The sequence below is a fragment of the Streptomyces verrucosisporus genome (assembly GCF_017114865.1).
Taxonomy (GTDB): Bacteria; Actinomycetota; Actinomycetes; order Streptomycetales; family Streptomycetaceae; genus Streptomyces; species Streptomyces fenghuangensis.
The window spans coordinates 286,271-312,322 of record NZ_JADEYH010000003.1; the positions used below are offsets into that span (position 1 = coordinate 286,271).

Consider the following 26,052-nt stretch of genomic DNA (forward strand, 5'->3'; position numbering starts at 1 on the left):
CGACGGCTACGGGCATGGCCGATCAGCTCTGCTCGCGCGAGCGCCGGTCATCGGCGCCGATGTTCGGAGCCGATGGACGAAGTGGACGAGGTTTCTCCCGCTCCACCTGCAATGCAGAGGGCGCCGCAGCAGGCGCATCCCGCCTCGAAGTGACCTCCTTAACCACCTTTTGCGCCGCTTGTTCCGGGTCTTCGTGTTCCCATACGCGGATGACGAGCCAACCGGCTTCGCTCAGTACCTTATTGGTATCAGCGTCGCGGGCCTGATTCTTGGCAATCTTTTCGTGCCAGAATTCTGTGTCTTTCTTGGCGGGCCGGTGGTGTTCTGGACAGCCGTGCCAGTAGCAACCGTCGACGAAGACGGCAACGCGGGCCCGGGAGAACACCACGTCGGCGGTCCGGCGTAGGTCGGGTATCGGCCTGACACCTACGCGGTAACGCAACCCGTGCCTGTGTAGTGCGGATCGCAGTAGCTTCTCGGGCTTCGTGTCGCGTCCCTTGTTGGCGGACATGACCGCGCGGGATGCTGGAGAAGACGCCCACGACCCGGGAGGGAGGGCCTCAGTGGTCACGTAACCGGCGGCGCGCGCCATCTTCCACGCCTGTGCGAGGTTCGCGGCACGCGTTGCGGCGTCCACTTCACCGATGTACCGCTCCTGAGTCTCGCCTTCCTGTGACCATCGCAGGTAGGCCCGGATACGACGGGTGCTGCGATACAGGCGCAGTGCAATGGACGCGCGCGCGTATTGGCCCTCGCCGAGGTCGACGGCGCGCGCTAGACGACCGCCGGCAGCCCGGTCTTGCTCGGCCGCGCGGGCTTTCCTACCCACTCCCATTCTCGGCTTCCAGGCTCGGTCGGAAGGCATCCGATCCTTCCAACGACTCTGCCCACCGTCCGTGGTTTCGGTCACTTCCGCTTCTCCGGGTCCTCCAACGCCCTAACAGACTTGAGAGCGTTGGCAACGGCATTCGCGAAGGCCGTCCCGAGCTTGACGGGTACGGCGTTGCCAAGTTGCCGCATCTTCTCTCCTCGCGGCCCATCGAGGACCCAACGGTCCGGGAACGTCATGACTCGGGCGGTCTCGCGCACGGTCATGTACCGGTATCCGGTTCCGCCACCGGCGTTAACGAAGTTGGGGTCGTCGAGCTGCATGACGGATTCGCCACCGGGCACACCGTGCACACCCGCCTTCACTGTCTTTGCAGGCCGGTCCAGCACGTTCGGGGTGTGACCCGTGTACATGCGCGCGCCAGGCCATCCGATGTGATCGGGGATTTCCCCCACTACGAGCTTCTTCTCAACGGCTTCCTCGGTGACGTACGGAAGTGGCTTGCCCTCGTTCTCGTCGATTCCTGCGATGGCGTCACGCAGGGTGCGCCACGGCTCCAGTTTCAGCTTCTCCTTGACTTTCTTGTTCCCGTAGTCGAGTTTCGGAAGGTTGGCGATGACGCGCTTGCGGACATCGGCGGGAACGCTTTTATGGCGTTTCGTCCAGTACGGTCCGCCCTCGCGCATAGAGTGGATCAGTGACTCCTCGGAGTGTGTCTCCTTAGGCATGAAGTCGTCCCAGTTAACTCCGAGGTCGGCGCGAAACGCGACAATGATCACCCGGTTTCGAATTTGAGGTACGCCGTAGTCGGCTGCGTTGACCGCCACTTCCTTGACGACGTATCGCTCCGAAGGATCAACCGATTCGTTGGCGATCAACTTTTCAAGGACATCATTGTGGTCTTCCCAGGCGGCGCTCTTGTCGCGCTCCACGAAGGGGAGCGTCAATTCATTTAGGATATAGTTGAAGTAAGGCCTAAAAGACGGCCTAAGGAGACCGCGAACGTTCTCACAGATGACCGCCTTCGGCCTCAATTCTCTAATGGCACGGAACATTTCCGGGAACATGTTCCGCTTATCCTCCGTGCCCTTGTGGACTCCACCCAGGCTGAAGGGCTGACAGGGCGGTCCGCCCGCGAGGATGTCGACCTCTTCGGTGATGTGGTCGGTGAAGCTGATGGCGCTAACGTCGCCAGGGACGAGCGGCCATGGCTTCTCCGGCTCCTTGAGGTCCGGTGGGTTGTTACGCAGGGACTGGCACGCCCGTGGGGCTAGCTCATTCACCAGGAGCGGACGGAAGCCCGCAGCGTGCACAGCCATCGCGAGGCCCCCGCCGCCAGCGAACAGCTCAACACACGTCCCCACGTCTTGGCGTACTTCTCGCAGTTCAGACATGAGAGAAGCGTACCGCGGAGTTCGTGATCACGGTGCCACTTCAAGGAAGACACACCTCATGCGCCCGTTTTCACCGGCTAAGGTGATGCTGATCACTTGACCGAAAGGAGCCCAGGCGTTGCCGCTGGACAACCATGCCGAGTTCAGGCTGAGCATCACGAAGGCGCTCGGCGATCAGTTGGCCGCAGCCTTGGAGGCGCTAACTCCGGCGCCCCTGACCGAGGAGAACATCAACAGCCTCCCTCGCCACAAGGGGGTGTACCAGCTCTACCAGCATGGCGAACCCGTGTACATCGGGAAGGCCGAAGTCGCTCTCGGCCAAAGACTGAGGAAGCATCTCAAGAAACTTAGCGGCCGCATGAACATCCAATTGGAGTGGATGTCCTTCAAGGCGCTGTCCGTGGACGAGGACTTCGCAGCGGTAGCTCCCGAGAAGCTCCTCATTGACAAGTTTCAGGAGGATGGCCAGGCCCCTTGGAACGAGAACGGCTTCGGCATCAACGACCCGGGGGTTGAGCGGGACACCACAGTCTTCGGTGAAGATCACTTCGATCAGATCTACCCTGCCAACCTTAACTGGGTGATACGCGACCTTCCTCAAGGACCTCAAAGCCTTCGCGCCGTCTTGAAGTTCGCCAAGGCGACACTTCCCTATACGTTCAGGTACGCGTACTACCGAACCAACAGGGAGAGCTTCTATGACCAGTTTGAGGTGGCTATCGGACAGTCGGAGATGACCGCGAACGAGTTCTTCCGTTTCGTGAGTTCCCAGTTGCCTGAAGAGTGGCAAATCATGGTGCTTCCGGGGTACGCCGTGATGTACCCAAGAGAGCTGCGCTCGCGGAGTGCGCGAAAGCACTATATTGCCGGTCAGGAAATCGCCGAATACTGGTTTAAGTGCGATGACTGCGACGGTACGGGAACTGTGAATGTCCCGGATGGTCCCGACGATTCTGTCGCTGTCCCTGTCAAGTGCCCCGATTGCAATGGAATAGGTGCCTGGGAGGGTGAGGAAGGCGATGAAGGGAAGGGATATGTTCGAGTTCCGAACTGAGGTATCTGAGGGTGTGTCTTCGGTGAACCCGAACGGCTAGTTCGTCGCACTCGACACGGTTCCCCGGCGGCAAGGCCATTCGGGTTAATATGCGGAATCTGGTGGTGCGCAGGTCGCGGAACTTGTCCTGGAGTGCTCGGATATCGATCGACATAGCGGTGATATATATCATTTGCGCTGGTCTTCTTGCGGCCAGACCTTGGCGGCTGGCATGGGGCACTCCACATCGGGTTTCGGTGGCGTTCACCGCACACCTGGACGGGCTTGAGGTCTAGGAAATCGGCTGGGCATGCTGAGAACACCATCGTCGGCGGCCGTGAGATCAACGTAAGCGTTGTTCGACTGTGGAACGGACCTTCGGTACCCACGGCTGCGATCCAGGAGTGAGAGTGGCCTGATCGAACTTGTAAGTTGGCGGTCAGCCGACTGCGGTGCTGTGCTCGCTACATCGTGATCAGGCTTGGGCGGGCATCTGGACGCCCGTACGCCAGGATGCGTGGCAGCACTTCGCGCATGCGTGCCACGTCCGGCGTCGGCGCACGGAGCAGGGCCTCGATGATGGGGTCGGTCAGACCGAGGTCGTCCAACGACGCGGGGTTCAAGGTCACCCGCAGCACATCGCCGCTCAGTTCCACTTCGCGTACACAGCCGTAGGCGGTGCCCTGGTCAGGCGTGACGAGGCAATGCGTGTCCATACCCAAGGACACTTCCTGCGGGCCGGGCTCGTCGAAGTCGCACATGAACAGCAGCGAGAAGGCGTCCTCGTCGTCCGACTCGGCCACGCCCGCCATCATGCAGTCGTCTTCGTTGGGGTCATCCAGCCCGCAGGCGACCCGCGCCGTGAATCTGTACGTCATGCGCGTGTTCTAGCACCAGGGACCGACAGTCGGGACAGCGGCCAGAGAGGGGTCGGCCCATGCGGTGGTCGCGAATCGGGTTGGCTTCCGGTGCCCCCGCCGTAGGGCGCTCCCATCTCCGCTGACGGGGGACGGCTGGTCAGGGCTTGAGGGCGGTGGCGAGGAGGGTGCCGATGTGGCCCGGGGTGGGGGCGTCGAGGACGCGGACCTCGGTGTCGCGGAAGCCGGCGCGGGTCAGGAAGCGTGTCCAGACCTGCGGCTTGTAGCTGTAGCGGTAGGTGAACATGGCCGGACCGGCGAAGCCGCCCTTGTACATGCCCTGCGGGCCGTAGGCGCCGGGGATGGCGGGCGGGTGGGAGAAGGCGAAAACGCCGCCCGGATTCAGCCGGGCGGCGACCAGCGGGAAGAGGCGCGAGGGGTCGGTGAACCAGGCGGCGCCGAAGACCGAGTACACCGCGTCGTAGGTCGCCCGGTCGTCGGCCAGGAACTCCAGCGCCTCCGCGCACACGAACTCCACCCCCAGCGGTCCCCAGCGCTTCGTGGTGTTCTCGACCATGACGGGTGAGAGGTCCACGCCCTTCGCCCTGACGCCGCGCTGGGCGAGGTGGGCGAGCGCCCGGCCGGTGCCGCAGCCGATCTCCAGCACGCTGGCCGGGTTCCCGAGGATTTCGGTCCCCGGGCCGTGCCCTCGGTACTGCGTCCAGTTGAAGACGGGCTCGGCACCGGTCACGTCGTTGCGGGTGCTGCTCGCGTAGGCGTCCCAGAGGTCGCGTTCGGCCGCGATGTCGTGCTGTACGGGCAACTCGTTTCCTCGGTCGTGTGGTTGGGGAGCACCTGTCCCCGCCCGGGTGGGCGGGGACGGGTGGGGGGCGGCGAGGCTCAGGTGGTTGTCGCGCCGGTGAACTCCGGGACGGGGTTGTCCGGGGAGTCGAGCCAGACCGTGTGCCGGTGGCCGTCCACCGTGAGGCCGAAGCGGGCGAAGCCGGGCTGCCCCTGTTGGTACCACCAGCGCCAGGCGGACTCCAGCTCGTGCCAGAGGCGGCGGGGACCGGCCTGGACGGTCCGGAACCCGGTCCGGCCCCTCTCGTAGTCGGCGGTGGCCCAGCTCGTCAGGCCGGTGTCGTGCAGCCACAGCCGGTAGGAGCCGCCCGGTCCGCCGGCGACCCGGCAGAAGAGGTCGGGCACCTGGACGCCGATGGCGAACATGTGGATCCAGTCCCCCACGTCATCGGGGGAGAGCGTTGTCGTGGACTCCGCGCCCCCGGCCGGCCACTCGCGCCCCCCGAGGTACTCGCTCGTCGGAGGCAGCCTTCTGCGCTGCTCGCGCAGCCGCATGAACGCGGACGAGCCGGTGAACGGCCCGGAGGCCGACCCGTCGTCCCGGACCGTGAGCCGGACGATCCCCTCGCCGCCGTACACCGGCCCCCACGGCGCGACGACCACCGCACCGGGCCGGGCCTGCCCGAGCCACTGCGAGGGAATGTGCCCCACCGAGCAGGTAGCGATGATCCGCTCGTAGGGCGCCCCCTCGCCGTACCCCTCGGTGCCGTCGCCCACGACGACGCGGGGCGAGAAGCCCGCCGCGGACAGCCGGGCGCGGGCCTGACCGGCGACGCCCTCGTCCACCTCGACCGTGACGACGTGGCCGTCCCCCAGCCGGTGGCACAGCAGCGCCGCGTTCCACCCGGTCCCCGTGCCGATCTCCAGTACCCGGTCGCCGGGCCGTACGTCCAGGTCCGCGAGCATGGAGAACACCATCGTCGGCATCGAACTGGAGGAGGTCGGGGTACGGCCCCGCCCCGGCCCGGTGTACACACCGTCGTCCCACTGGGTGGTGATCGGCGCGTCCGAGTAGACCGCTTCCCACCACAGGTCCGGGGACTGCGAGCGGACGACCCGGTCGTCCTGCCGGTTCATACCGGCCCGCCCCGGCCAGATCATCTCGGGTACGAACAGGTGGCGCGGCACGGCGTGGAACGCCGGCAGCCAGTCGGCGGTCAGCGCGCCCTTCTTCTGGAGTCCGGAGGCCAGCCGCTCGGGACCGGCCTCCACCGTCGTGTCCTCGGCCACCTCAGCGGCCGTCCGCCGGGCCCTGGCCGTCGTTGGTGTTGCCGCCCTCGTCCGAGCCGCCTCCGCCGTGCTTGTTGCCGGAGTCGCTGTCGTCCTGCGGGTTGCCCGCGTCGGCCCGGGACGTCTGCATGGGGTTCATGGGTTTCCTTACGTTGAGGGTTGTTTCTGCGTGTACGTGCGCCCGTCCCGTGGGAACGGGAGCCTGCCGCCCCGGTCACGGCCGTCCTGCGGGACGCGGCCGGGGCGGAGTCGGTGGGGCGGCCTGTGCGGTCGCGTGGATGCGCCGGTACACCCGAAGTTCTCCGGTGGGCGGCAGCACCAGCGGCCAGGCCGCCAGGCGGTAGTGGGCCGTCTCGTCGTGGGCCGCGACGGTGTAGGACCAGCCCTCCCGCAGCACACCCAGGGCGTTCTCCCGTTCCGCCTCGGCGCGCGCCCACTCCCGTATGACCGAGCCGGGATCGGGGGCGCCCTCCGCCCGGACGGGACGCAGGCAGGCCGGGGGCAGCCACGGGGCGCCGGGGCCGGGGTCGAGCGCCCTGGCGACGCGTTCCGCCTGCCCGCGCATCCACCGCACCGCCAGGCGCGGGGTGGGAGCCAGGTGCGAGCCGAGCATGATCCGGGAGGGCCGGCCGGGGGCGCTCGCAGACAGCTCGCACCAGAAGCGCATCCAGGCGGCGGCCCGCGTCACGGCATCCGGCCGGCGCGGTTCGCGGCCTTCACACGGGCGCTCAGCAACTCGGCCCGCGTGGCCGGGCGCAGCACCTCGGGCAGGGCCGCCCATTCGCGGCCCCCGCCGACGGGGCGCAGGAGGTAGTACGCGGCGTCCCTGTCCTGGAACTCGCCCACGGTCCTGCGGATCTCGTCGTAGAGCGCTTCACCCTTGGCGGGCTCGTCCGTGGCCATGTTCTCCAAAGCTCCCTCGCTCCTTCCCGTGCGCGCCGCATCGCCCGGCGGGCGGAAGGCCGAAACCGATCGCGTTCTGTGCACAGCCAACTGCGCGGGGTGCCTGTCCGGGTACGGTTGAGGGGAGGCAGGACGATGAAACCCATGAACACGCGGGGGGTTGGCGTGGCCGAGGCATCCCACGGCAGTCGCAACTCGGGGCTTGAGAACCTGCTCGAACAGGCGCGATGGTCCGGGACGCGGTTCGCCCACGCCGTGAACCGCGCGGGCGCCGAGGTCGGCCTGACGCTGAGGTACGACCAGTCGGCGGTCTCCCACTGGCTTCGGGGAACGCAACCGAGGGAGCAGGTCAGGCCCGTCGTCCTCGAAGTACTGGGGCGCAGGCTCGGGCGGCCTGTCACGTACGCGGAAGCGGGCTTTCGGCGGCCGAGGAGTCAGAAAGGCGCGGAAAGCGGAGACACTGCCGAATCTCTCCTGGATCTCGGAAGGACCGACATGGAACCCAGTCGCCGCGGTGTGCTCACCGCAGGGCTGTACTCCGCCACGCTCGCCGTCCCCCTGTTCTCGGACCAGGCGCACGCGGAGGAACGTACGCGCCCCACCCGGCCGACGACCCGTATCGGCGAGGGCGAGGTGGCGACCGTGCGGACCATGACCGACCGCATCGCCGACATCCTCGACGAACTGGGCGGCGGTCACGCACGGCCCATGGCCGCCGCCTTCCTGGTCAACACCGTCGCACCGTATCTGCGGGCGTCGGCGACCGAGGCCGTCCGCAAGGACCTGCTCTCCGCCGCGTCCGACCTGACGTACCTCACGGGCTGGATGGCCATGTACGAGCGCCGGCACGGGCTCGGGCAGAAGTACTACCTGCAGGCGCTGAACCTCGCCCGCGAGGCCGGTGACCACGTGACGTACTGCCGGACGCTGCGCGGCATGAGCCTCCAGGCCTCGAACCTGCGGTACGGGAAGAAGGCGCTGGAGCTGGCCGACTCGGCGGCCGAGGCGGCTCCCGAGGCGGGGCCGCGCCTGGTGGCCTTCCTCCGGGGCCAGCAGGCGCACGCCGCGTCCATGGTGGGCGACAGGCGGCAGGCGTTCCAGCGGCTCGGGGAGGCCGAGACGGCGCTGTCGAAGGCGGATTCGCGACGGGAGGCGATCGGCGGCTACGACACCTCCGCCTACCAGTTCCACGTCGCGCACGTCCTGTACGAGACGCGGGACCTGCCGGGGTCCATCGCGGCGCTGAAGGCCTCGCTCCGGGCGAAGCCCGAGCAGGAGCGGCAGGGGCGCCTCCACGCGAACGCGGTACTGGCGCAGCGGCAGTTCGAGTACGGGCACGTCGAGGAGGCCTGCGCCACCTGGCACACGTTCCTCGACGACTACGGGATGCTGTCCACGGCGCGGGGGGACGAGCACTTCGAGACCATGCGCCGCCGCATCGCGTCCCGCCGCAGGCTGCGCGCGGTCCGTGAACTGGACGAGCGGGCCCGGCAGGTGGCGGTTATGAAGGGGCAGAACGTGCCACAGGGCGCGGCGTGACGGGAGGAGCGGCGGGTATGACCCAGGCCGAGGGCGCGAGGCTGTTCCGTGAGTCCTGGATCGCAGGCGTTCGCGAGCACTTCCCCGGCGAGCCGAAGCCCGGCTATGTGACGCCCCGGGAGGAGACCCCGCAGTGGGAGCGCGAGGCCGCCGGGGCCGTCTACGAGCAGGTGCGGCAGTTCCTCGAACTCAGCGGCGGTCACGCCTCGCGCCTCACCCGGGAGCAGAAGGGCCGCTACGTCGCCACGTGCTGGATCGCCCAGACGTTCAGGCACTTCGAGGACCCGAAGCCGGGGTACGTGGCCGACTGGGCCGACCTGCCCGACTGGCAGAAGGAGACCGGCGCGGACATCTTCGAGGCCATCGAGAAGACGCTGAACTGACGGTCTCCGGGGCGGTGTCGCGGTTGTTGCGGTCGCCGTCCGGCGTCAGGACGTGCCCGGGCGGGTGCCGGACCGCCCGCGCGTAGTCAGGGTCCCCGGCCCGGTCGGCCTTGGCGATCAGGTTGGCGCCGTCGCCGCCCTCGCCCGCCTGGAGGTGCTGGACACCGCTCCATACGGCGGGGTGGAGGGTGGCGCCCCGTTCCCAGTCCGGGTCGCCCTGGGCGTGCCTGCGCTCGCGTTCTTCCTCGAAGTGCCCTGCCCACTCGGCGAATCCGCTCGTGTCCATGTGTGGTCTCCCCCTCCGGGGCGCGTTCGTCGTGTGCCCTCGAAAGGGACGACGCGCCCCAAGGGCCGTGCCGTTCCACTGCCGGCCGGTGGGGGCGCCTGGCTCCGGACGCGGGGCGCGCGGGGAGGGCGCGGGCGCTGTGCGGCGGAGGCGCGTACGGGCGTGCGAGGGGCTTGCCGGTGGTGTCCGCCCTGCTGCGGATGGGTGGGAAGGGGGTATGCGGTTGTGTGGGGGGTTTATCGACACGTCGTCATTCTTGCGAGTGGTTGAGACGTTGTGGGTGGTTCGCCGGGATCTCGTCGGGCAGTCTGAGTTCGCGACGTCGCTGCGACAACCTCAGGCACACGCTCCGGAAGGACAGAACATGGCACGTACCCGCATCACCCGGTTCGGGGCCGTGGTGGTGCACGCGCTTCACGGGCTCGGATGAGCCGACGGGCGCCGGCCGGGCGGGGAACCGGCCGGTGTCCCGGGAGAAGGAAGGGATGGGGCGGAGCGGCCGCACTCGGTGCGGCCGCTCCGCCGTTGTGCGCGCGGCCGGTGCGGGCCGGTGTGCGGGGGGCGACCCCGAGACGGTACGGGGGTCCGTCCCCCTTCCGGGGGTGGACGCGGCGGCCCGCCTCCGCCCTGAGAGGGACCCGGCACCGGGACCTGGGGGCGATCCGGGGCGAGGGGCGCGGATCCTAGCGTTGGGCCATGACCACGCATGGGACGGCCGCGACCGTGACGCCGCTGACCTTCACCTCGTACGTACGGGCCCGCGGGCCGGTGCTGCTGCGCACGGCGCGCTCGCTCACCGCCAGTCCGAGCGACGCCGAGGATCTGCTCCAGACGGCGCTGACCAAGACCTATCTGGCCTGGGAGCAGATCGAGGACCGGCGCGCGCTCGACGGCTACGTGCGCCGCGCGCTGGTGAACACGCGCACCTCGCAGTGGCGCAAGCGCCGGGTGGACGAGTTCTCCTGCGAGGAGCTGCCGGAGCCCGAGCCGGTGCCCGGCCCCGACCCCGCCGAGCGGCAGGCCGTGCGCGACGCGGTGTGGCGGGCGGTGCTGGCGCTCCCGGAGCGGCAGCGGGCCATGGTGACCCTGCGCTACTACGAGGACCTGAGCGAGGCGCAGACCGCGGCGGTGCTCGGGGTCTCGGTCGGCACGGTCAAGAGCGCGGTGTCGCGGGCGCTGGCCAAGCTCCGTGAGGACCCGCGGCTCCTGGCGGACGTGCTGGGCGGCGAGACGGAGGGGGGAGCGCGGGGTGCTCGAGGGGCGGCGCGGGGGAGCGCCGGCGGGGACGGGAGCGGCCCGAGGGGACTGAGGGGCGCGGGAGGCTTCGAGGGGGAGGCGGCGGCCGCCGCGTAGCGGCGTGTCCGGGGGAAAGACGGCGACATATCCGGGTCCGGCCTAGTGACATACCGACCGGTCGGTGGCAGGCTTCCCGCAACGACCGCGCCGCCCGCTCGCGGCGGCGGCGCACGTATATCTCGTTCACGGGAGGCCCCGGTGCTGAGCACGATGCAAGACGTACCGCTGACCGTCTCGCGCATTCTGCGACACGGAACCACGGTGCACGGAAAGTCGCGGATCACGACCTGGACCGGGGAAGGCGAACCGCACCGCAGGACGTTCGCCGAGGTCGGCGCCCGCTCCGCCCAGCTCGCCCACGCCCTGCGCGACGAGCTCGGGGTGGCCCCGGGCGACCGCGTGGCGACCCTGATGTGGAACAACGCCGAGCACGTCGAGGCGTACTTCGCCATCCCGTCCATGGGCTCGGTGCTGCACACCCTCAACCTCCGGCTGCCCGCCGAGCAGCTCGTGTGGATCGTGGGCCACGCGGCCGACAGGGTCGTGCTGGTCAACGGCTCGCTGCTGCCGCTGATCGCGCCGCTGCTGCCCAAGCTGGAGCCGGTCGAACACATCGTGGTCGTCGGCCCCGGCGACACCTCCCTGCTGGAGGGCTGCCGCCCGGCCGTCCACGAGTACGAGGCGCTGATCGAGGGCCGGCCGACCTCGTACGACTGGCCCGAGCTGGACGAGCGCGAGGCCGCGGCCATGTGCTACACCTCCGGCACCACCGGCGACCCCAAGGGCGTCGTCTACTCCCACCGTTCCATCTACCTGCACTCCATGCAGGTCAACATGGGCGAGTCGATGGGTCTGACGGACGCCGACACCACCCTGCCGGTGGTGCCGATGTTCCACGTCAACGCCTGGGGACTGCCGCATGCCGTCTTCATGACCGGCGTCAACCTGCTGATGCCCGACCGCTTCCTCCAGCCGGCCCCGCTCGCCGCGATGATCGAGGCGGAGAAGCCCAGCCACTCGGCGGCCGTGCCCACCATCTGGCAGGGGCTGCTGGCGGAGCTGGCCGCCAACCCGCGCGACATCTCCTCCATGAAGAACGTCACCATCGGCGGCTCGGCCTGCCCGCCTGCCCTGATGCGGGAGTTCGGCGAGAAGTACGGGGTCACCGTCACCCACGCCTGGGGCATGACCGAGACCTCCCCGCTGGGCACCGTCGCCCACCCGCCGGGCGGGCTGAGCGAGGAGGAGGCGTGGCCGTACCGCGTCAGCCAGGGCCGCTTCCCGGCCTCCGTCGAGGCGCGGCTGATCGGCCCGGACGGCAGCGAGATGCCGTGGGACGGCGGGTCCGCCGGTGAGCTGGAGGTGCGCGGCCCCTGGATCGCCGGGGCGTACTACGGGGGCGCGGACGCCGAGCCCCTGCGCCCCGAGGACAAGTTCAGCCCCGACGGCTGGCTGCGCACCGGCGACGTCGGCGTGATCACCCCCGACGGCTATCTGACGCTGACCGACCGCGCCAAGGACGTCATCAAGTCCGGCGGCGAGTGGATCTCCTCGGTGGAGCTGGAGAACCACCTGATGGGCCACCCGGCCGTCGCCGAGGCCGCCGTCGTGGCCGTGCCCGACGAGAAGTGGGGCGAGCGCCCGCTGGCCACGGTCGTCCTCAAGGAGGGCGCGGGCGAGGTGTCGTACGAGGACCTGCGCGAGTTCCTCTCCGGCAAGGTCGCCCGCTGGCAGCTGCCCGAACGGTGGGCGGTGATCCCGGCGGTGCCGAAGACGAGCGTCGGCAAGTTCGACAAGAAGGTGATCCGGGCGCAGTACGCGCAGGGGGAGCTGGACGTCACACAGCTCTGACCGCGCGCGGCGCGCGGTGACCGCGACGCGCGCACGGATCGGGACGCGGCGGCGGCCCGGACGGGTGGGTCCCCGTCCGGGCCGCCGCCGCGTGCGCGGTACGGGCGTCCGGGGCGGGGTGCCGGGCCCGGCTGTGCCCGGCCGGGACGTCGGGCGGGGCGCCGAGCGGTGCGGGGATCACGGAAACGGCCTGGCGCTCAGGCCGCGTGAGCCGAAGGGCGGGGCGCAGGGTCCGCCGCGTCCGGCAGACCATCCGGCAACCGGTATCCGGTACCCGGCACTCGGCGAGCGCGTACCTTGCCGGAATCCGGCATGCCGGGAGCAGGCGGTACCGCCGTACCGTGGCGGGCACGTCCCCGGCCGGTACCGGCCGGGGCGGATGTGCGGCGAAGGGAGAGGCGCGATGTTCTCGGTGGCCTGGGGGGTGTTCGCGACGGCCTTCGGGTGGATCGTCGCGACGGATTTTCGGGGCGCCGCTCAGCGCTTCCACAGGCTGTCCCACGCCGCCATGCCGTTCGGCGACGCCGACGCGCCGGTCATGGGTGTCGGTTTTTTCCGCTTGCTGGCAGGGGTGTTCGCCCTGATCGGCCCGGTCGTTCTGGCCGGCGGGTTCATGGACGTGTGGAGCGGTGAGGTGGAGCCGTTCGGTCTACCCCCGGTTCCCGTCTGGTTCGTCGTGGTGGAGGCGGCGGTCATCGGCGCCGTGCTCTGGAGGGCCTGGCGGCGCTCCGGGCTGCTGCGCCGTGAGTGGGAGGCCGGCAACGGTCTGCGGCGTGCCGCCGTCGCCGGCGTCACGGCGTCGCTCGTCGCCTTCGTCGTGACGCTGGGCTTGGGCGGGGGGACGTGGATGATGGCCAGTTGGCTGGCCGGCGGCCTGTGCGGGCTCGCACTGCTGCTGGACGATCGGCCCGGCAAGCCGTCGGGCACCACAGCGGCCTCCACGGACTCACCGGCCTCATGAGCGCCTTCGCCGAGGCCGGCGGCTCGCCGGGGCCGTACGCGCCGCCGGGTGACGCGCGGTGGGCGGCCGAGGCGGAGGGCCGCAGGCCCTCGGCCGTGGGGCACGTGGGCAGCGAGGCATCGCCGAACACCGCGCCATCGCCTGAAGCGGTGTTCGGGCATCGCCACTTGCCACGGGAGGACCGTGCCCGGCCACTTGGCCGGGCTCCGCAACGCGAGTGCCTTCCTCCGTTCCGTCCGTGGTCCGGGCCGAACGGCTAGCCCGGGGTGTTCGCGCGGCCCCCGGCGCGTCCTCCGGCCTGGCCTTCGGCGTAGGCCAGGGCGCTGGGGGTGAGGCGGCCGACGATCGCCGGGGCCTCCCGAACGAGCGTGTCGTCGGTGAGCGCCTCCACCATGAACAGCGCGAAGTCCACCCGGCGCGTCATGTCGCTGGCCAGCACCGGGTCGCCCACGTGCCGGCTCCACACGGGCAGGCCCTGGCTCTCGCCCTCCTCCAGGCTGCTGCCGCGCACCACGGTCCACCGGGTGTCGCTGGCGAAGACGCGGCGGCACGCCTCCACCTGGTCGTCGATCTCGACGTAGCGCACGAGCCTGCCCACCCGGGCGGCGGCCCTGACGCCCAGCTTGAACATGGGCGAGTACCTGTCCTTGCCGTCGCGCGTGATGTGCCAGCCGCAGGAGAAGACCAGGCGCGCGCCCGGCCGCGCGTGGTCGAGCACCGCCTGCGCCGTGCCCGACGAGTACTGCCGCACGCCCCAGGGCACCAGCACCGTCAGCACCCCGTCGCATCCGGCGACCGCCCGCCGGATCACCTCCCGGTCGTTCGTGTCCCCGGGGATGATGGTCATCCGGCCCTCGAATTCGGCCAGTTTCGGCACGCTGCGCTCCCGGCACACGCCGACGACCTCGTAGCCGCGCTCCAGCGCGTGCCGGACCATGTACTGCCCGAGCTTTCCCGAGGCTCCGACGACGCACACCTTCTTCATCCGATCCGTGTCCATGGCCCAGCCCTTCCGCCGGAGTCTTCGGCGTTTCCGCCTTACGTTGTAAGTTACGCTAGCCTTACGTCGTAAGGTGGTCAAGCGGAGCGAGAGGAGAAGGCGGATGCGCGAGACGGGAAGGGGCCGGCGCGGGGCGCCGGAGCGCACCCCGCTCAGCCGGGAGCGCGTGATCCGCGCCGCGGTTGCGGTGGCGGACGAGAGGGGGTCGGCCGCGCTCACCATGCGGGCCATCGCCGAGCCGCTGGGCGTCGAGGCGATGTCGATCTACCACCATGTGTCGGGCAAGGAGGACATCCTCGACGGCATGGTGGACGCGGTGTTCGACGAGATCGAACTGCCGCCGCGCGGCACGGACTGGAAGAGTTCGATGCGCCGGCGCGCGGTCTCCGCCCGCGCCGTCCTCCTGCGCCACCCGTGGGCCGTCGGCCTGATGGACTCCCGCTCCCGGCCCGGCCCGGCCACCCTGCGCCACCACGACGCCGTCATCGGAGCCCTGCGCGCCGGGGGGTTCTCCGTCCGGATGGCCGCGCACGCCGTCTCACTGATCGACAGCTACCTGTACGGCTTCGTGCTCCAGGAGCTGAGCCTGCCGTTCACCGGCTCCGCCGAGCAGGAGGAGGTCGCGGGCGCGATCCTGCGCGAGATGCCCGCCGACGCCTACCCCCACCTCGCCGAACTGGCCGCCGAGCACGTGCTGGGGCCCGGCTACGACTACGCCGGGGAGTTCGGCTTCGGCCTCGCCCTCATCCTCGACGGCCTCCACCCGGACGAGACAACGGGCACCTGAACAGGTGCCGAACGCGGACTAGTTGGCTCCTATCTTCGCCAGCAGGTCCACGATGCGCGACTGCACCTCCGGGCTCGTGGACCTCTCCGCGAGGAAGAGGACCGTCTCGCCGGACGCCAGACCTGGCAGCTCCGCCTCGTCGATGGAGGCGGAGGTGTAGACGACGAACGGCGTGCGGTTGAGCATGCCGTTCACCCGCAGCCAGTCGATGATCCCGGCGCGGCGGCGGCGCACCTGCATCAGGTCCATCACCACCAGGTTCGGCCGGATCTGTGCCGCGAGCTGCACCGCCTCCGCGTCCGAGGGGGCGTGCGCGGTCTGCATGCCGCGCCGGCCCAGCGTCGCGGCCATGGCGTCCGCGATGGCCGCGTGCTCCTCCACCAGCAGCACCCGCGGCGGGTGCTGCTCGCTGTCGCGCGGCGCGAGGGCCTTGAGGAGCACGGCCGGGTCCGCGCCGTACGCCGCCTCGCGCGAGGCCACCCCCAGACCGGCCGTCACCAGCACCGGCACCTCGGCGGCGACGGCCGCCTGGCGCAGCGACTGCAGGGCGGTACGGGTGATGGGGCCGGTCAGCGGGTCCACGAAGAGGGCCGCCGGGTACGCCGCGATCTGGGCGTCCACCTCCTCGCGGGAGTGGACGATGACGGGGCGGTAGCCGCGGTCGGTCAGGGCCTGCTGGGTGGAGACGTCCGGCTCGGGCCACACCAACAGCCGCCGGGGGTTGTCCAGGGGCTCGGGCGGCAGCTCGTCGTCGGCCGGCAGCGGCACCTGGCCGCTGCCGGCGGTGACCTCCACGGCGCCGCCCGGACCGTCCAGGTGCTCCGGCCCCTCGGCCCCGGCCTCGGGCGCGCCGATGGCGAACTCCCGCCCGCTGTGGGTGTGCTGGGCCGGCGGGTACTGGGGCTGCGCCTGCGGCGGTGCGGCGGCGATGGCCGCGGCGGCCGCCTCGGCGGCGCGCTCCTTCTCCGCCGGCGGGGCCGCGAGCTTGCGGCGGCGGCCCGGACCGGCACTGGTCTGCGCTGGTGTGGGGGTGGGCGTGGGTGCGGGGCCGGGCGCGGGCGCCTGGGCCGGAGGCTGCGGCGCGGGAGGAGCGGCAGGCGCGGGTGCTGCGGCGGGCGGTGCGGAAGGCGGCTGTGCCGGGGGCGAGGGCTGCTGGACCGCGTGCTGACCGGTGTGCTGCTCATCCGCCTGCCGGGCGAAGGGCACGCCCTGGCCGAGGGTGCGCACGCTGACGCCGGAGGTCTGCTCCGGCGGCGCCGCCTCGCTGCCCGGCATCGGCAGCGCACGCCGCCGCGGCGCCGCCTCGGGCGGCACCGAGCCGCCCAGGATGGGGCTGCCCGCGACCACGGTGAGGTCGGCCTGCGCGGACTGCTCGGCGCCGTCCGCACCGTTCGTGCCGCCCGCGCCGTCGTGTTCGGGGTGCTGGGCGTGTTCGGGATGCTGGGCGGGGGCGTGCTGTTCGGGCCCGGGGGCCTGCTGCTCGGCAGCGGCGGGAGCCGGCCGCGGCGTCTCCTCGGGCGGCGGTACGCGGCGGCGCCGGCCGGTCGGCCGCTCCTCCTGGACGGCCTCGGCCCCGGTCCCGGGCTGCTGGGCGGGCTGGTGCTGCACGGGCTGAGGCTGCCCGGACCGCGGCTGTACGGGCTGCAACCGCGGCTGCGCGGGCGGCTTCCCGGGCTGCGCGGCCGCCGGGTCCGCCGGGTCCGCCGGGTCCGCGGCCGGTCCCGGAGCCGGGGTCGGGCCGGGCGGCAGCGCGAACGCCGCGCGCCCCGGCGCCTGCGCGGGGGCGGCCGGGGCCGGCGCCTCGGGCCCGGCGGCGGCCCGGCGGGCCCGCCGGCCGGTGCTCTGCTGGGGGAACCGGGACAGCGCGGACGCGTCCGGGTCGTTCGGGGAAGGCCGCTGCGCCGACGGCAGCGCGTGCTCACCGCTGTTCCCGGCGCCCCCGGTGTCCTCCGCGGACTCATCGCCCTGGGCCAGCGCGCGCCGTGCCCGGCGGCGTCCGCCGCCGGGCGGAATCGCCCCGGCGCCGCTGCCGTCGTCCGGCACGGAGGTCCCCGCCGGGTCCGGGTCCGGGGCCGGGGTCGGGCCGGGCGGCAGGGCGATCGCCCCGCCACCGGCGGCCTCCGCGGCGCCCGCCGCGTGTGCCGCGGGCGTACCGCGCACCGGCTGCGACGGCACGGGCATCACCGTCGTCTCGCCCCCGCCCTGGGCGGCCCGCGCCTCCTGGTCCTCCTGGGCGGCCCGCGTGTCCAGGGAGCCCTGCGTGTCCTTCGGCCCCTGCTCCCCACGCGCCTCCTGGGCGCCCCGCTTCCTCCGTGCCGCCGCCTTCCCCGGGTCGGGGGAGCCGACCGGCACCTCCAGCACGTAGGCGCTGCCGCCCCCGGCGCCGGGCACCTGGTGGGTCTGGAGCACACCGCCGTGCCGCCGCACGATCCCGCGCACCAGCGGCTCGTGCACCGGGCTGCCGCCGCCGTACGGGCCGCGCACCTCGATGCGCACCACCTCCCCGCGCTGCGCGGCCGCGACCACGATCGTCGAGTCGCCGGAGGCGGGTCCCTGAGCGTTGCCGGTGGCGTCCACGCCGGCCACGTCCGCGACCAGATGGGCCAGCGCCTGCGCCAGCCGTACCGGGTCCACCTCCACATCGACCGGCGGGGCGTGCACCGCGAACTGCGCGCGCCCGGGCCCGATCAGCTCGATCGCGCCCTCCACGCCGGCCGACACCACCTCGTCCAGCGGCACCGTCTCGCGCGCGAGCCGCTCGGCGCCCGCGTCCAGCCGCTGGTAGCCCAGCACGTTCTCCACGAGCGTGGTCATACGCGCGTAGCCGGCGGCCAGGTAGTGCAGCGTCTGGTTCGCCTCCGGCCACAGCTGCCCGGCCGGATCGGCCGCCAGCCCGCCCAGTTCGCCGCGGAGCTGCTCCAGCGGCCCGCGCAGTCCGCTCTCCAGCACGGCCAGGAGCTGTTCGTGGCGGGCGGCGAGGGCGTCGTAGGCGGTGCGGTCGGTGAAGGCGAGCACCGCGCCGACGAGCTGGTCGCCGTCGCGCACCGGTGCGGTCGTCATGTCGACCGGCACCGCGCGCCCGTCCTTGGTCCACAGCACCTGCCCGCGCACCCGGTGCTTGCGCCCGGAGCGCAGGCTGTCGGCGAGCGGCGTCTCCTCCCAGGGGAGCTGGCTGCCGTCGGGGCGCGAGTGGTGGACGAGCGGGTGGAGCCTCTGCCCGCCCAGCTCACCGGCCCGGTAGCCGAGGATCTGGGCCGCGGCCGGGTTGACCAGGACGACCCGGCCCTCGGTGTCCACACCCACCACGCCCTCGGCGGCGGCGCGCAGGATCATCTCGGTCTGGCGCTGCTGCCGGGCCAGCTCGGCCTCGGTGTCGACGGTGCCGGTGAGGTCGCGGACGACGAGCATGAGCAGCTCGTCGCCGGTGTAGCTGTTGCCGTGGTCGGCGAAGGCGGCCTCGAAGGACGACTCGTAGGGGGTGCGCCCGTCCTCCAGGTTGGCGCTGGTCACCTCGACCATGAACTGCGTTCCGTCGGTGCGCCGCGCCACCATCCGCGTCGGCTTGGTGCGGGGCTGGGGGGCGTCGTCGGGGCGGCGCATCGAGCCGGGGATCAGCTTGGAGTCGAAGTCCGGGAGCAGATCGAGCAGTCCGCGCCCGACCAGGGCGGTGCCCGGCGACTCGAAGACCTCCAGGGCGATGCTGTTGGCGTTGACGACCGTGCCGTTGCAGTTCACGAGGAGCAACGCGTCCGGCAGTGCGTCGAGTATGGCTGCGAGGCGAGCAGCGCCTCGGGATGGCCTGCTGCTCACGACGACGCATCCTCCCTGCTGACCAGCTGGTGCACCGTGGCAGCGCCGGGACCGGGCCGGGACCGGGGACCGGTGCGCCGCCCTTCCGCGCGTGCCACTTGAGGGGAAGTCTACGGCCAGCGATGGCGGAAGCCACGGCGGATGCGTGGGGAGGGTGCGGAGAACGCGGGCCCGGGCGGGGCCCGCGTATGACGTCCGTCACTTCACCGGTTCCGCCGGGAGTGTCTCCGGGGAGTCCGCCGGGAGGTCCTGCGCGAGCTCCCGCGGGCCGGGGAGGGCGGGCACGAGGGCGTCCCAGCGGGCGATCTCGCAGCCGTCCGTGCGCCGGAACGAGGCGTCCACCCGCTGCCCGTGCCACACCCCGGTGATGCGGGCGGTGGCCTGACCGCCGTGGATCTGGGCGCACATCGCGTCCGCGGGGACGGGCCGCCAGGGGTCGCGCGGCCCCTGGGAGGCCCGGTCGACGGCGTCGCAGGCGGCGATGGCCTCGGGGTGGCTGCCGCCGGCGGGGTGGCAGTCGAGGGTGTGCGTCCGTCTGGTCGGAGCCCCGCCCCCGCGTGCCCCGCGCGGCGCCGTGTGCGGTGCCGCGACGCCGTCCGGGGAGGCGGAGACGGTGATGGTGAGCTGGTCCTGCCGGGCTGCCGGCATGACGGGCTCAGGCATGGGCATGGGCGCGGGCCAGGGGCGTGCGGAGGCGGAGACCGGCGCGGTGGCGGGGTCGGAGGCGGCGGAGGCGGGGGCGAGCACGGTGGCGAGTACGGCGGCCCCGGTGAGGACTGCGGCGGTACGGCGGCGTGGCATGGCGGCTCCTGCGAAGGTGTGGTGCGGGCGGACCCGCGCGACTGCGGGTTCTTCCCTCCCCCTTCCAACGCGCCGCCGCGCACGCCGTTGCGCACCTCCACCCGCCCGCCGCACCACCCGTGCCGCCACCAGGGGCAAAGCCCTTTGCCGCAGGACCCGCCAGCCGGGTAACGTAGGCTCCGATTGGAGACAGCCCCCGGGCTGTGCCATCATCAGCACACACGTCGCGGTGACGCGGCGCGTGGGGAGGCTTCGCCTAGTCTGGTCTATGGCGCCGCACTGCTAATGCGGTTTGGGCCTTAAAGCCCATCGAGGGTTCAAATCCCTCAGCCTCCGCTTCGATCATCACGATCACCGAAGCCCCGGCCCGTGCGGCCGGGGCTTCTTCCGTCCCGGGGTCGCCGACGGGGCCGCGGCGGAGGGCGCGAGCGCCTTCCGTAGGGCATCTCCGCAGCTCAGGTGGGGTTGACCGAATGGATTTCACCTCTGGGCGGAGGTCATGTAATGTTGTTCCCGCAACGCCGACCGGCGAGAGGAAAGCCGGGAAGCCAAGCGCTCGTAGCTTAACGGATAGAGCATCTGACTACGGATCAGAAGGTTGCAGGTTCGAATCCTGCCGAGCGCGCAACAGGTGAGAGGCCCCGCCGGATACGGCGGGGCCTCTTCTGTATGTGCCGGGCCGTGGTGGCGTGGGCCTGCGGTAGCCCACCGGGAGGCAGTCGTTCACCCGGAACGGGGATTTGTCGTACCGCGATGTTTCACGGGAAACATTCGTCCCCGTCCAGCGGGCCGGGCCGGGCGAGGGTGCGCCGGAGGCGTTCGAAGGCCGTGGGGCCCGTGTGGTGCGTGAGGGCATCGCGAATCCGCAGGGCGCACTCAGCCGGGCTCGCGGTCGTGGTGTCGCACTCGGTGTCGTAGACGCCGTGGGCGTGCACGAGACCCAGTTGATGTTCTGCCAGGCCGGGCGGACGGTCGCCGCGAGCCCTCTCGCGCCGTCGCAACTCCTCCGGGGAGCAGTGCACACCGACGAGGAGGACGTTCCGCGGCTCGAACAGGGCGAGGCAGTCCAGCAGCCGCCACCGTTCACTCAGGACGTGGTCGACCAGGATGTCGTTTCCGGCCGAGGCCATACCGGCGACCGCCCGGTGAAACCCCTCCCAGGTGCGTCTGAGGACGGCCGGCAGTTCGGCCGGGTCCATCTCCTTCTTGGTCCGCATCCCGTGGAAGGCGTCCACGGGCATGTGGAACCAGGAACCGTCGAGGAGCTGGAGGAGCTCCGTGGCGATGCTCGACTTTCCGGAGCTGGAGGTGCCGTTCAGGAAGACGATTCTTCCGCTGTCCATGGGGTGATCATGCCCCACAGGCCGGAATCGCGGGTGTGGTTCCGGCCTGTGGGGGGCATTGGGGGTCAGGCGGAGGGGCCGGGGTCGGCGGCGGTGGGCGCAGTCGGCTGCCGCTCCTGCTTCCCGGCGTCGGTCCGCTCGTCGAGCCGGGTGCGCAGCGGCACCTCCTTGACGAACAGCACCAGCAGCAGCGCGATCACCGCCATCGGTGCGGCGTAGAGGTAGATGTCGGCCACGCCGTGGCCGTACGCGCTCTCGACGACCGTGCGGACCGGGCCGGGGAGGGCGTCCAGGTCCGGGATGGCGCTGCCGTTGCCACCGGTCGCGCCCTCGGGCCTGACGCCCAGCTTCGTCATGCCGTCGGTGACGTAGTCGGTGATGCGGTGGGCGAGCACCGCGCCCAGCACCGAGACGCCGACCGCGCCGCCGAGGGAGCGGAAGAAGGCGAGCACGGAGCTGGCCGCGCCCAGCTCCGAGAGGGCGACCTGGTTCTGGGTGGCCAGGACGAGGTTCTGCATCATCATGCCGACGCCGGCGCCCAGCAGCGCCATGAAGACCGCGATCCGCCAGTACGGGGTGTCGTACCGCATCGTGCCGAGCAGGCCGAGCCCGGCCGTCAGCAGAACGGAGCCGGCCACCAGCCACACCTTCCAGCGGCCGGTGCGGGTGATGACCAGACCGGAGACGGTGGAGGAGACGAACAGCCCGCCGATCATCGGGATGGTCAGCACGCCGGACATCGTGGGCGACTCGCCGCGGGCGAGCTGGAAGTACTGGCTGAGGAAGACGGTCGCGCCGAACATCGCGATGCCGACGAAGAGCGAGGCCAGCGCGGTGAGCGTGATCGTGCGGTTGCGGAACAGCCCCAGCGGGATGATCGGCTCGGCGGCGCGCGACTCGGTGACGACGAAGGCCAGGATCAGCAGGAGCGAGGTGCCGACCATCGTGTACGTCTGCCAGGACAGCCAGTCGTAGCTGTTCCCGGCCAGTGTCACCCATATCAGCAGCAGGGAGACGGCGGCGGTGATCTGGGAGGCGCCCAGCCAGTCCACCTTCACGTTCTCCCGCTTCACCACGGGCAGGTGCAGCGTCTTGCGGAGCACGACCAGGGCGAGGACGGCGAAGGGCACGCCGACGTAGAAGCACCAGCGCCAGCCGAGCCAGGAGGTGTCGGTGATCACGCCGCCGAGCAGCGGCCCGCCGACGGTGGCGACGGCGAAGGTCGCGCCCAGGTAGCCGCTGTAGCGGCCGCGCTCACGCGGGGGGATCATCGCGGCGATGATGATCTGGGACAGTGCGGCCAGGCCGCCCGCGCCCAGGCCCTGCACCGCCCGGAAGGCGATCAGGGTGCCGGTGTCCTGGGCCAGGCCGGCCCCGGCGGAGGCCAGGACGAAGAGCGCCAGCGCCGACTGCACCAGCAGTTTCTTGCTGTAGAGGTCGGCGAGCTTGCCCCACAGCGGGGTGGAGGCGGTCATGGTCAGCAGCGCCGCCGTGACCACCCAGGTGTACGCGCTCTGGCTGCCGCCCAGGTCCGAGATGATCCGGGGGAGGGCGTTGGAGACGACCGTCGAGGACAGGACGGAGACGAACATGCCGAGCAGCAGACCGGACAGCGCCTCCATGATCTGGCGGTGCGTCATGGGCACCTGCTCGGCACCTGGGGAGGGACGGTCGCTCTCGCCCTTGAGCGCCTTTGAAGGTGTGGACGTTGCCATGCGCTCCTTGCTTTCCGTGTCTCTTCCGGCGTCGGGCGGCGTGTCCGGCACGCCGTGGGGCCGCGGCCCGGACGGCTGCGCCCGGGCACGGCGGTGCGGCCTCGGTGGTGCGGGCCCGGCGGTACGTGCGGTGCTCGGAGTGTGCCGGGGGCAGTGTGTACGGGGTGTGCGGTCGGTCAGTCCTGTGCGGCGGCCGCGCGGTCCGGTGGGAGGGGACGGGCGCCGCGGGGGGCGGTACGGCAGCCGCAGCCGCAGTCGCCGAAGCTCGCCCGCAGTCCCGCCAGCAGCTCGGTGAGACGGGCCACGTCCTCCTGCGGCCAGTCGCCGAGGAGGTGCGCGAGCGTCTCGCTGGTACGGCGGTGCATCTCGGCCAGCATCTCCTGGCCGCTTCCGGTCAGCCGCAGCAGCCGGACACGGCCGTCGAGGGGGTCGGGCCTGCGGTCGACCCAGCCGCGCTCGACGGCGTACGCGACATGGCGGCTGGTGACGGACATGTCGATGGCCATCAGGTCGGCGAGCCGTGTCATCCGCATCTCGCCGTGCCGCCCCAGCAGGGTCAGCACGACGGCCGGTGCGGGCGGGCAGTCGTGCGGCAGATTGCGGGCCAGCTCGCGCCGGACGGTGCCGACGGAGCCGAGTTCCCGGGCCAGGTCCTCGTAGGGGGTGTGTGCCGTCACCCGGGTCCTCCTCCTCGCGTCCGCAGAAATCGTTGCTCAATGCAAGCGTATGTTCGTTGGTTGCCGCAAGCAAATGAATTCGGGCGTGAGGGGGCAAACACTTCCCCAAGAAAGGGTGCGTCCCGCGCCAAGCCCCGCGGTGGCCGCCGTGCGGACGGGTCGGGGACGTGACCGGGGGTGACCGGCGACCGGCCTGTTCGCTAGGGTCCGGAGGCATGGCTCACAACCCTCATGCACCCCAGGGTCCGGCAGGCGGTCACGACCCGGCCGGCAGCACCCAGATGTTCCGCGCCTTCGTCGACGAGGAGGGGCCGCGTCCGCCCGCCGCGACGCAGTCCTCCGGCCCCAGGGTCGGCCTGATCGTGGGGATCGTCGCGGTCGTGGCGGTCATCGCGGCGGTCGTCTGGTTCGCCCTCTCCTGATCGTTTCCGGGCGGGACGGCCCTGTGCCGGGCCGCCCGGCGGACGCGGGCAGCCGCCGGGACGGTCTCACACCGTCCCGGCGGCTGCCCGCGTTCACGCGGCGTTGCCCGCGCGGGCCGTCACTCCTCCGAGATCAGGCCCTCTCTGAGCTGGGCGAGCGTACGGGTCAGCAGCCGTGAGACGTGCATCTGGGAGATGCCGACCCGCTCGCCGATCTGCGACTGCGTCATGTTCCCGAAGAAGCGCAGCATGATGATCTGCCGTTCGCGCGGCGGGAGTTTGGCGAGCAGCGGCTTGAGCGACTCGCGGTACTCCACGCCCTCCAGCGCGCTGTCCTCGTAGCCCAGCCGGTCCGCGAGGGAGCCCTCGCCGCCCTCCTCCTCCGGGGCGGGGGAGTCCAGGGAGCTGGCGGTGTAGGCGTTGCCCACGGCCAGCCCGTCCACCACGTCCTCCTCGGACACCCCGAGGGCGGTGGCCAGTTCGGCCACCGTCGGGGAGCGGTCGAGCTTCTGCGACAGCTCGTCGCCGGCCTTGGTGAGCGCCAGCCGCAGCTCCTGCAGGCGCCGGGGGACGCGCACCGACCAGGAGGTGTCCCGGAAGAAGCGCTTGATCTCGCCGACGACCGTCGGCATCGCGAACGTCGGGAACTCCACACCCCGTTCGCAGTCGAAGCGGTCGATGGCCTTGATCAGGCCGATGGTGCCGACCTGGACGATGTCCTCCATCGGCTCGTTGCGGCTGCGGAAGCGGGCCGCCGCGTACCGCACGAGCGGGAGGTTCAGCTCGATGAGGGTGTCTCGGACGTAGACGCGTTCAGGGCTGTCGGCGTCGAGCGCGGCGAGCCGCTGGAACAGGGAGCGGGAGAGGGTCCGGGTGTCGATGGCGTCGCAGTCTGAGGGAACGTACGGCGCTTCGTCGGCCTTGGTGTCGGGCTCGGCGAGCACCTTCGAGCTGCCCAGTTCTACGGACATGCCACCCCCTTGAGGTCGCGGACGGATCGCGGCGGCGCCCTCGGGTGTGAGGGAGGCACCTCCCGGTCAATACCGGCGGCGCCGTCGCGGCAAACGCACTTCTCGCAGAATGTCACAAGTCAGCAACACGACGTAGCCCCTTGTCGATAAAACTGCACAGTTCGGGATGGGGATGCGTCCGTACGAGTGTCCCCCGCGGGGGTTACGCGTCGATGGAGTTTGCGGCACGGAGCCGGGCGAAGCTCCGCGACAGCAGCCGGGACACGTGCATCTGCGACACCCCCAGCTCCGCGCTGATCTGCGACTGCGTCAGGTTCCGGTAGTACCGCAGCAGCAGGATCCGCTGCTCCCGCTCGGGGAGCTGGACGAGCAGGTGCCGCACCAGGTCACGGTGCTCCACGCCGTCCAGGGCCGGGTCCTCGTAGCCGAGCCGGTCGATCAGCCCGGGCATGCCGTCCTCGCGCTCCTGGGCGGCCTCCAGGGATGTGGCGCGGTAGGCGCGCCCGGCCTCCAGGCAGGCCAGGACGTCCTCCTCGGCGATCCGCAGCCGCTCGGCGATCTCGGCGGTGGTGGGGGAGCGGCCGTGCAGCACGGTCAGGTCCTCCGTCGCGCCGCTGACCTGCACCCACATCTCGTGCAGCCGGCGCGGCACGTGCACGGTGCGGACGTTGTCGCGGAAGTAGCGCCGGATCTCACCGATGATCGTCGGCATCGCGAAGGTGGGGAACTGCACCCCCCGGCCGGGGTCGAAGCGGTCGATGGCGTTGATCAGGCCGATGGTGCCGACCTGGACGATGTCCTCCATCGGCTCGTTGCGGCTGCGGAAGCGGGCGGCGACGTAGCGGACGAGGGGGAGGTTGGCCTCGATAAGGGCCCCGCGCACCCGTTCGTGCTCGGAGGAGCCGGCCTCCAGCCCGGAGAGCCGCTCGAAGAGCACCTGGGTCAGGGCGCGGGTCTCCGCGCTCCGACGGCTGGGCGCCGACCCAGTCGGGGTCCGGGGAAGGGTCTGCGAGACCGCCACCGTTCGTCCAACCCCTTCACGGTTGTTCCATCCGGCAAAAGCGGTCATAGCATCACAAGGTATATGCACTGTGGGCAAGCAC

22 protein-coding genes, 2 tRNA genes and 3 pseudogenes are annotated in these 26,052 nt (G+C 71.3%); 10 read left to right on the forward strand and 17 right to left on the reverse strand.

Translation table 11 applies throughout. The features are described from left to right. Positions 1 to 22: 22 nt before the first annotated feature. Together IQ279_RS06990 and IQ279_RS06995 are read right to left on the reverse strand one after the other, a co-directional pair. Entirely contained in the window at positions 23 to 910 is an 888-nt protein-coding gene (locus IQ279_RS06990; RefSeq protein WP_307792247.1) for a very short patch repair endonuclease, read from the reverse strand. Beyond that, positions 907 to 2,223, reverse strand: a complete 1,317-nt coding sequence (locus IQ279_RS06995; RefSeq protein ID WP_206347430.1) for a DNA cytosine methyltransferase — start codon at positions 2,221 to 2,223, stop codon at positions 907 to 909. The genes IQ279_RS06990 and IQ279_RS06995 overlap by 4 nt, the downstream gene beginning before the upstream one ends. Before the next feature lie 118 nt (positions 2,224 to 2,341). Here IQ279_RS06995 and IQ279_RS07000 point away from each other — a divergent pair, with 118 nt between their 5' ends. Next, the gene (locus IQ279_RS07000) at positions 2,342 to 3,277 is read left to right on the forward strand and encodes a GIY-YIG nuclease family protein (protein ID WP_206347431.1); all 936 of its coding nucleotides are present in this window, start codon (positions 2,342 to 2,344) and stop codon (positions 3,275 to 3,277) included. Positions 3,278 to 3,720: 443 nt separating this feature from the next. Here IQ279_RS07000 and IQ279_RS07005 read toward each other — a convergent pair whose 3' ends face one another. From IQ279_RS07005 to IQ279_RS07030, 6 genes are all read right to left on the reverse strand, one after another. Next, positions 3,721 to 4,134, reverse strand: coding sequence for an Imm10 family immunity protein (locus tag IQ279_RS07005; protein ID WP_206347432.1), 414 nt, complete (start codon positions 4,132 to 4,134; stop codon positions 3,721 to 3,723). Between the two features lie 139 nt (positions 4,135 to 4,273). Next, positions 4,274 to 4,936, reverse strand: a complete 663-nt coding sequence (locus IQ279_RS07010; protein WP_206347433.1) for a class I SAM-dependent methyltransferase — start codon at positions 4,934 to 4,936, stop codon at positions 4,274 to 4,276. Between the two features lie 77 nt (positions 4,937 to 5,013). Next, on the reverse strand, positions 5,014 to 6,204 hold the full coding sequence (locus tag IQ279_RS07015; protein WP_206347434.1) for a methyltransferase domain-containing protein: 1,191 nt from the start codon (positions 6,202 to 6,204) through the stop codon (positions 5,014 to 5,016). A gap of 1 nt (position 6,205) precedes the next feature. Continuing rightward, positions 6,206 to 6,343 carry a hypothetical protein gene (locus IQ279_RS07020; protein ID WP_206347435.1) on the reverse strand — a complete coding sequence of 46 codons (138 nt, stop codon included), beginning with the start codon at positions 6,341 to 6,343 and terminating at the stop codon, positions 6,206 to 6,208. A gap of 75 nt (positions 6,344 to 6,418) precedes the next feature. Next, positions 6,419 to 6,892, reverse strand: a complete 474-nt coding sequence (locus IQ279_RS07025; RefSeq protein WP_206347436.1) for a hypothetical protein — start codon at positions 6,890 to 6,892, stop codon at positions 6,419 to 6,421. Next, on the reverse strand, positions 6,889 to 7,107 hold the full coding sequence (locus IQ279_RS07030) for a hypothetical protein (RefSeq protein ID WP_206347437.1): 219 nt from the start codon (positions 7,105 to 7,107) through the stop codon (positions 6,889 to 6,891). The genes IQ279_RS07025 and IQ279_RS07030 overlap by 4 nt, the downstream gene beginning before the upstream one ends. Before the next feature lie 144 nt (positions 7,108 to 7,251). On the opposite strand from IQ279_RS07030, the gene IQ279_RS07035 reads away from it, so the two are divergent. Both IQ279_RS07035 and IQ279_RS07040 read left to right on the forward strand, forming a co-directional pair. Then, complete coding sequence (locus IQ279_RS07035; RefSeq protein WP_206347438.1) at positions 7,252 to 8,646, forward strand: NsdA family TPR-like regulatory protein; 1,395 nt, start codon at positions 7,252 to 7,254, stop codon at positions 8,644 to 8,646. Between the two features lie 17 nt (positions 8,647 to 8,663). Further along, positions 8,664 to 9,029, forward strand: a complete 366-nt coding sequence (locus IQ279_RS07040) for a hypothetical protein (RefSeq protein ID WP_206347439.1) — start codon at positions 8,664 to 8,666, stop codon at positions 9,027 to 9,029. Positions 9,030 to 9,096: 67 nt separating this feature from the next. Here IQ279_RS07040 and IQ279_RS27795 read toward each other — a convergent pair. Then, positions 9,097 to 9,315, reverse strand: a pseudogene (locus tag IQ279_RS27795) (ferritin-like domain-containing protein); the annotation flags it as partial. Between the two features lie 696 nt (positions 9,316 to 10,011). On the opposite strand from IQ279_RS27795, the pseudogene IQ279_RS07045 reads away from it, so the two are divergent. The 3 genes and pseudogenes from IQ279_RS07045 to IQ279_RS07055 all read left to right on the forward strand — a co-directional run. Continuing rightward, positions 10,012 to 10,521, forward strand: a pseudogene (locus IQ279_RS07045) (SigE family RNA polymerase sigma factor); the annotation flags it as partial. A 288-nt stretch (positions 10,522 to 10,809) separates the two neighbouring features. Next, complete coding sequence (locus tag IQ279_RS07050; RefSeq protein WP_206347441.1) at positions 10,810 to 12,462, forward strand: long-chain fatty acid--CoA ligase; 1,653 nt, start codon at positions 10,810 to 10,812, stop codon at positions 12,460 to 12,462. 403 nt (positions 12,463 to 12,865) lie between these two features. Then, a complete protein-coding gene (locus IQ279_RS07055; protein ID WP_206347442.1) occupies positions 12,866 to 13,423 on the forward strand; it encodes a hypothetical protein in 558 nt (185 codons plus the stop codon). Positions 13,424 to 13,679: 256 nt separating this feature from the next. Here the strand turns inward: IQ279_RS07055 and IQ279_RS07060 are convergent, their stop codons facing one another. After that, positions 13,680 to 14,423: an NAD(P)-dependent oxidoreductase gene (locus IQ279_RS07060; protein ID WP_206347443.1), complete on the reverse strand. Its 744-nt coding sequence runs from the start codon at positions 14,421 to 14,423 to the stop codon at positions 13,680 to 13,682. Positions 14,424 to 14,526: 103 nt separating this feature from the next. Here IQ279_RS07060 and IQ279_RS07065 point away from each other — a divergent pair, with 103 nt between their 5' ends. After that, entirely contained in the window at positions 14,527 to 15,210 is a 684-nt protein-coding gene (locus tag IQ279_RS07065) for a TetR/AcrR family transcriptional regulator (protein WP_206347444.1), read from the forward strand. Positions 15,211 to 15,228: 18 nt separating this feature from the next. Here the strand turns inward: IQ279_RS07065 and IQ279_RS07070 are convergent, their stop codons facing one another. Both IQ279_RS07070 and IQ279_RS28465 read right to left on the reverse strand, forming a co-directional pair. After that, positions 15,229 to 19,020 carry a PAS domain-containing protein gene (locus tag IQ279_RS07070; protein WP_206347445.1) on the reverse strand — a complete coding sequence of 1,264 codons (3,792 nt, stop codon included), beginning with the start codon at positions 19,018 to 19,020 and terminating at the stop codon, positions 15,229 to 15,231. A 198-nt stretch (positions 19,021 to 19,218) separates the two neighbouring features. After that, positions 19,219 to 19,821 (reverse strand): SSI family serine proteinase inhibitor, encoded by a 603-nt coding sequence (locus tag IQ279_RS28465; RefSeq protein ID WP_206347446.1) that lies wholly within the window; start codon positions 19,819 to 19,821, stop codon positions 19,219 to 19,221. A 245-nt stretch (positions 19,822 to 20,066) separates the two neighbouring features. Between IQ279_RS28465 and IQ279_RS07080 the strand changes: the two genes are divergently transcribed. Both IQ279_RS07080 and IQ279_RS07085 read left to right on the forward strand, forming a co-directional pair. Then, positions 20,067 to 20,157, forward strand: a tRNA-Ser gene (locus IQ279_RS07080). A gap of 216 nt (positions 20,158 to 20,373) precedes the next feature. After that, a tRNA-Arg gene (locus tag IQ279_RS07085) sits at positions 20,374 to 20,446 on the forward strand. 133 nt (positions 20,447 to 20,579) lie between these two features. Here the strand turns inward: IQ279_RS07085 and IQ279_RS07090 are convergent. From IQ279_RS07090 to IQ279_RS07100, 3 genes and pseudogenes are all read right to left on the reverse strand, one after another. Then, entirely contained in the window at positions 20,580 to 21,164 is a 585-nt protein-coding gene (locus IQ279_RS07090; RefSeq protein WP_206347447.1) for a chloramphenicol phosphotransferase CPT family protein, read from the reverse strand. Positions 21,165 to 21,247: 83 nt separating this feature from the next. Beyond that, a pseudogene (locus tag IQ279_RS07095) lies at positions 21,248 to 22,804 on the reverse strand (MDR family MFS transporter); the annotation flags it as partial. Between the two features lie 251 nt (positions 22,805 to 23,055). After that, on the reverse strand, positions 23,056 to 23,556 hold the full coding sequence (locus IQ279_RS07100; RefSeq protein WP_206347449.1) for a MarR family winged helix-turn-helix transcriptional regulator: 501 nt from the start codon (positions 23,554 to 23,556) through the stop codon (positions 23,056 to 23,058). A gap of 215 nt (positions 23,557 to 23,771) precedes the next feature. Here IQ279_RS07100 and IQ279_RS07105 point away from each other — a divergent pair, with 215 nt between their 5' ends. Further along, a complete protein-coding gene (locus IQ279_RS07105) occupies positions 23,772 to 23,978 on the forward strand; it encodes a hypothetical protein (RefSeq protein ID WP_206347450.1) in 207 nt (68 codons plus the stop codon). A 119-nt stretch (positions 23,979 to 24,097) separates the two neighbouring features. Here the strand turns inward: IQ279_RS07105 and IQ279_RS07110 are convergent, their stop codons facing one another. Beyond that, complete coding sequence (locus tag IQ279_RS07110; protein ID WP_206347451.1) at positions 24,098 to 24,949, reverse strand: RNA polymerase sigma factor SigF; 852 nt, start codon at positions 24,947 to 24,949, stop codon at positions 24,098 to 24,100. 202 nt (positions 24,950 to 25,151) lie between these two features. Then, complete coding sequence (locus IQ279_RS07115; RefSeq protein WP_206347452.1) at positions 25,152 to 26,018, reverse strand: RNA polymerase sigma factor SigF; 867 nt, start codon at positions 26,016 to 26,018, stop codon at positions 25,152 to 25,154. Positions 26,019 to 26,052: the final 34 nt, after the last annotated feature.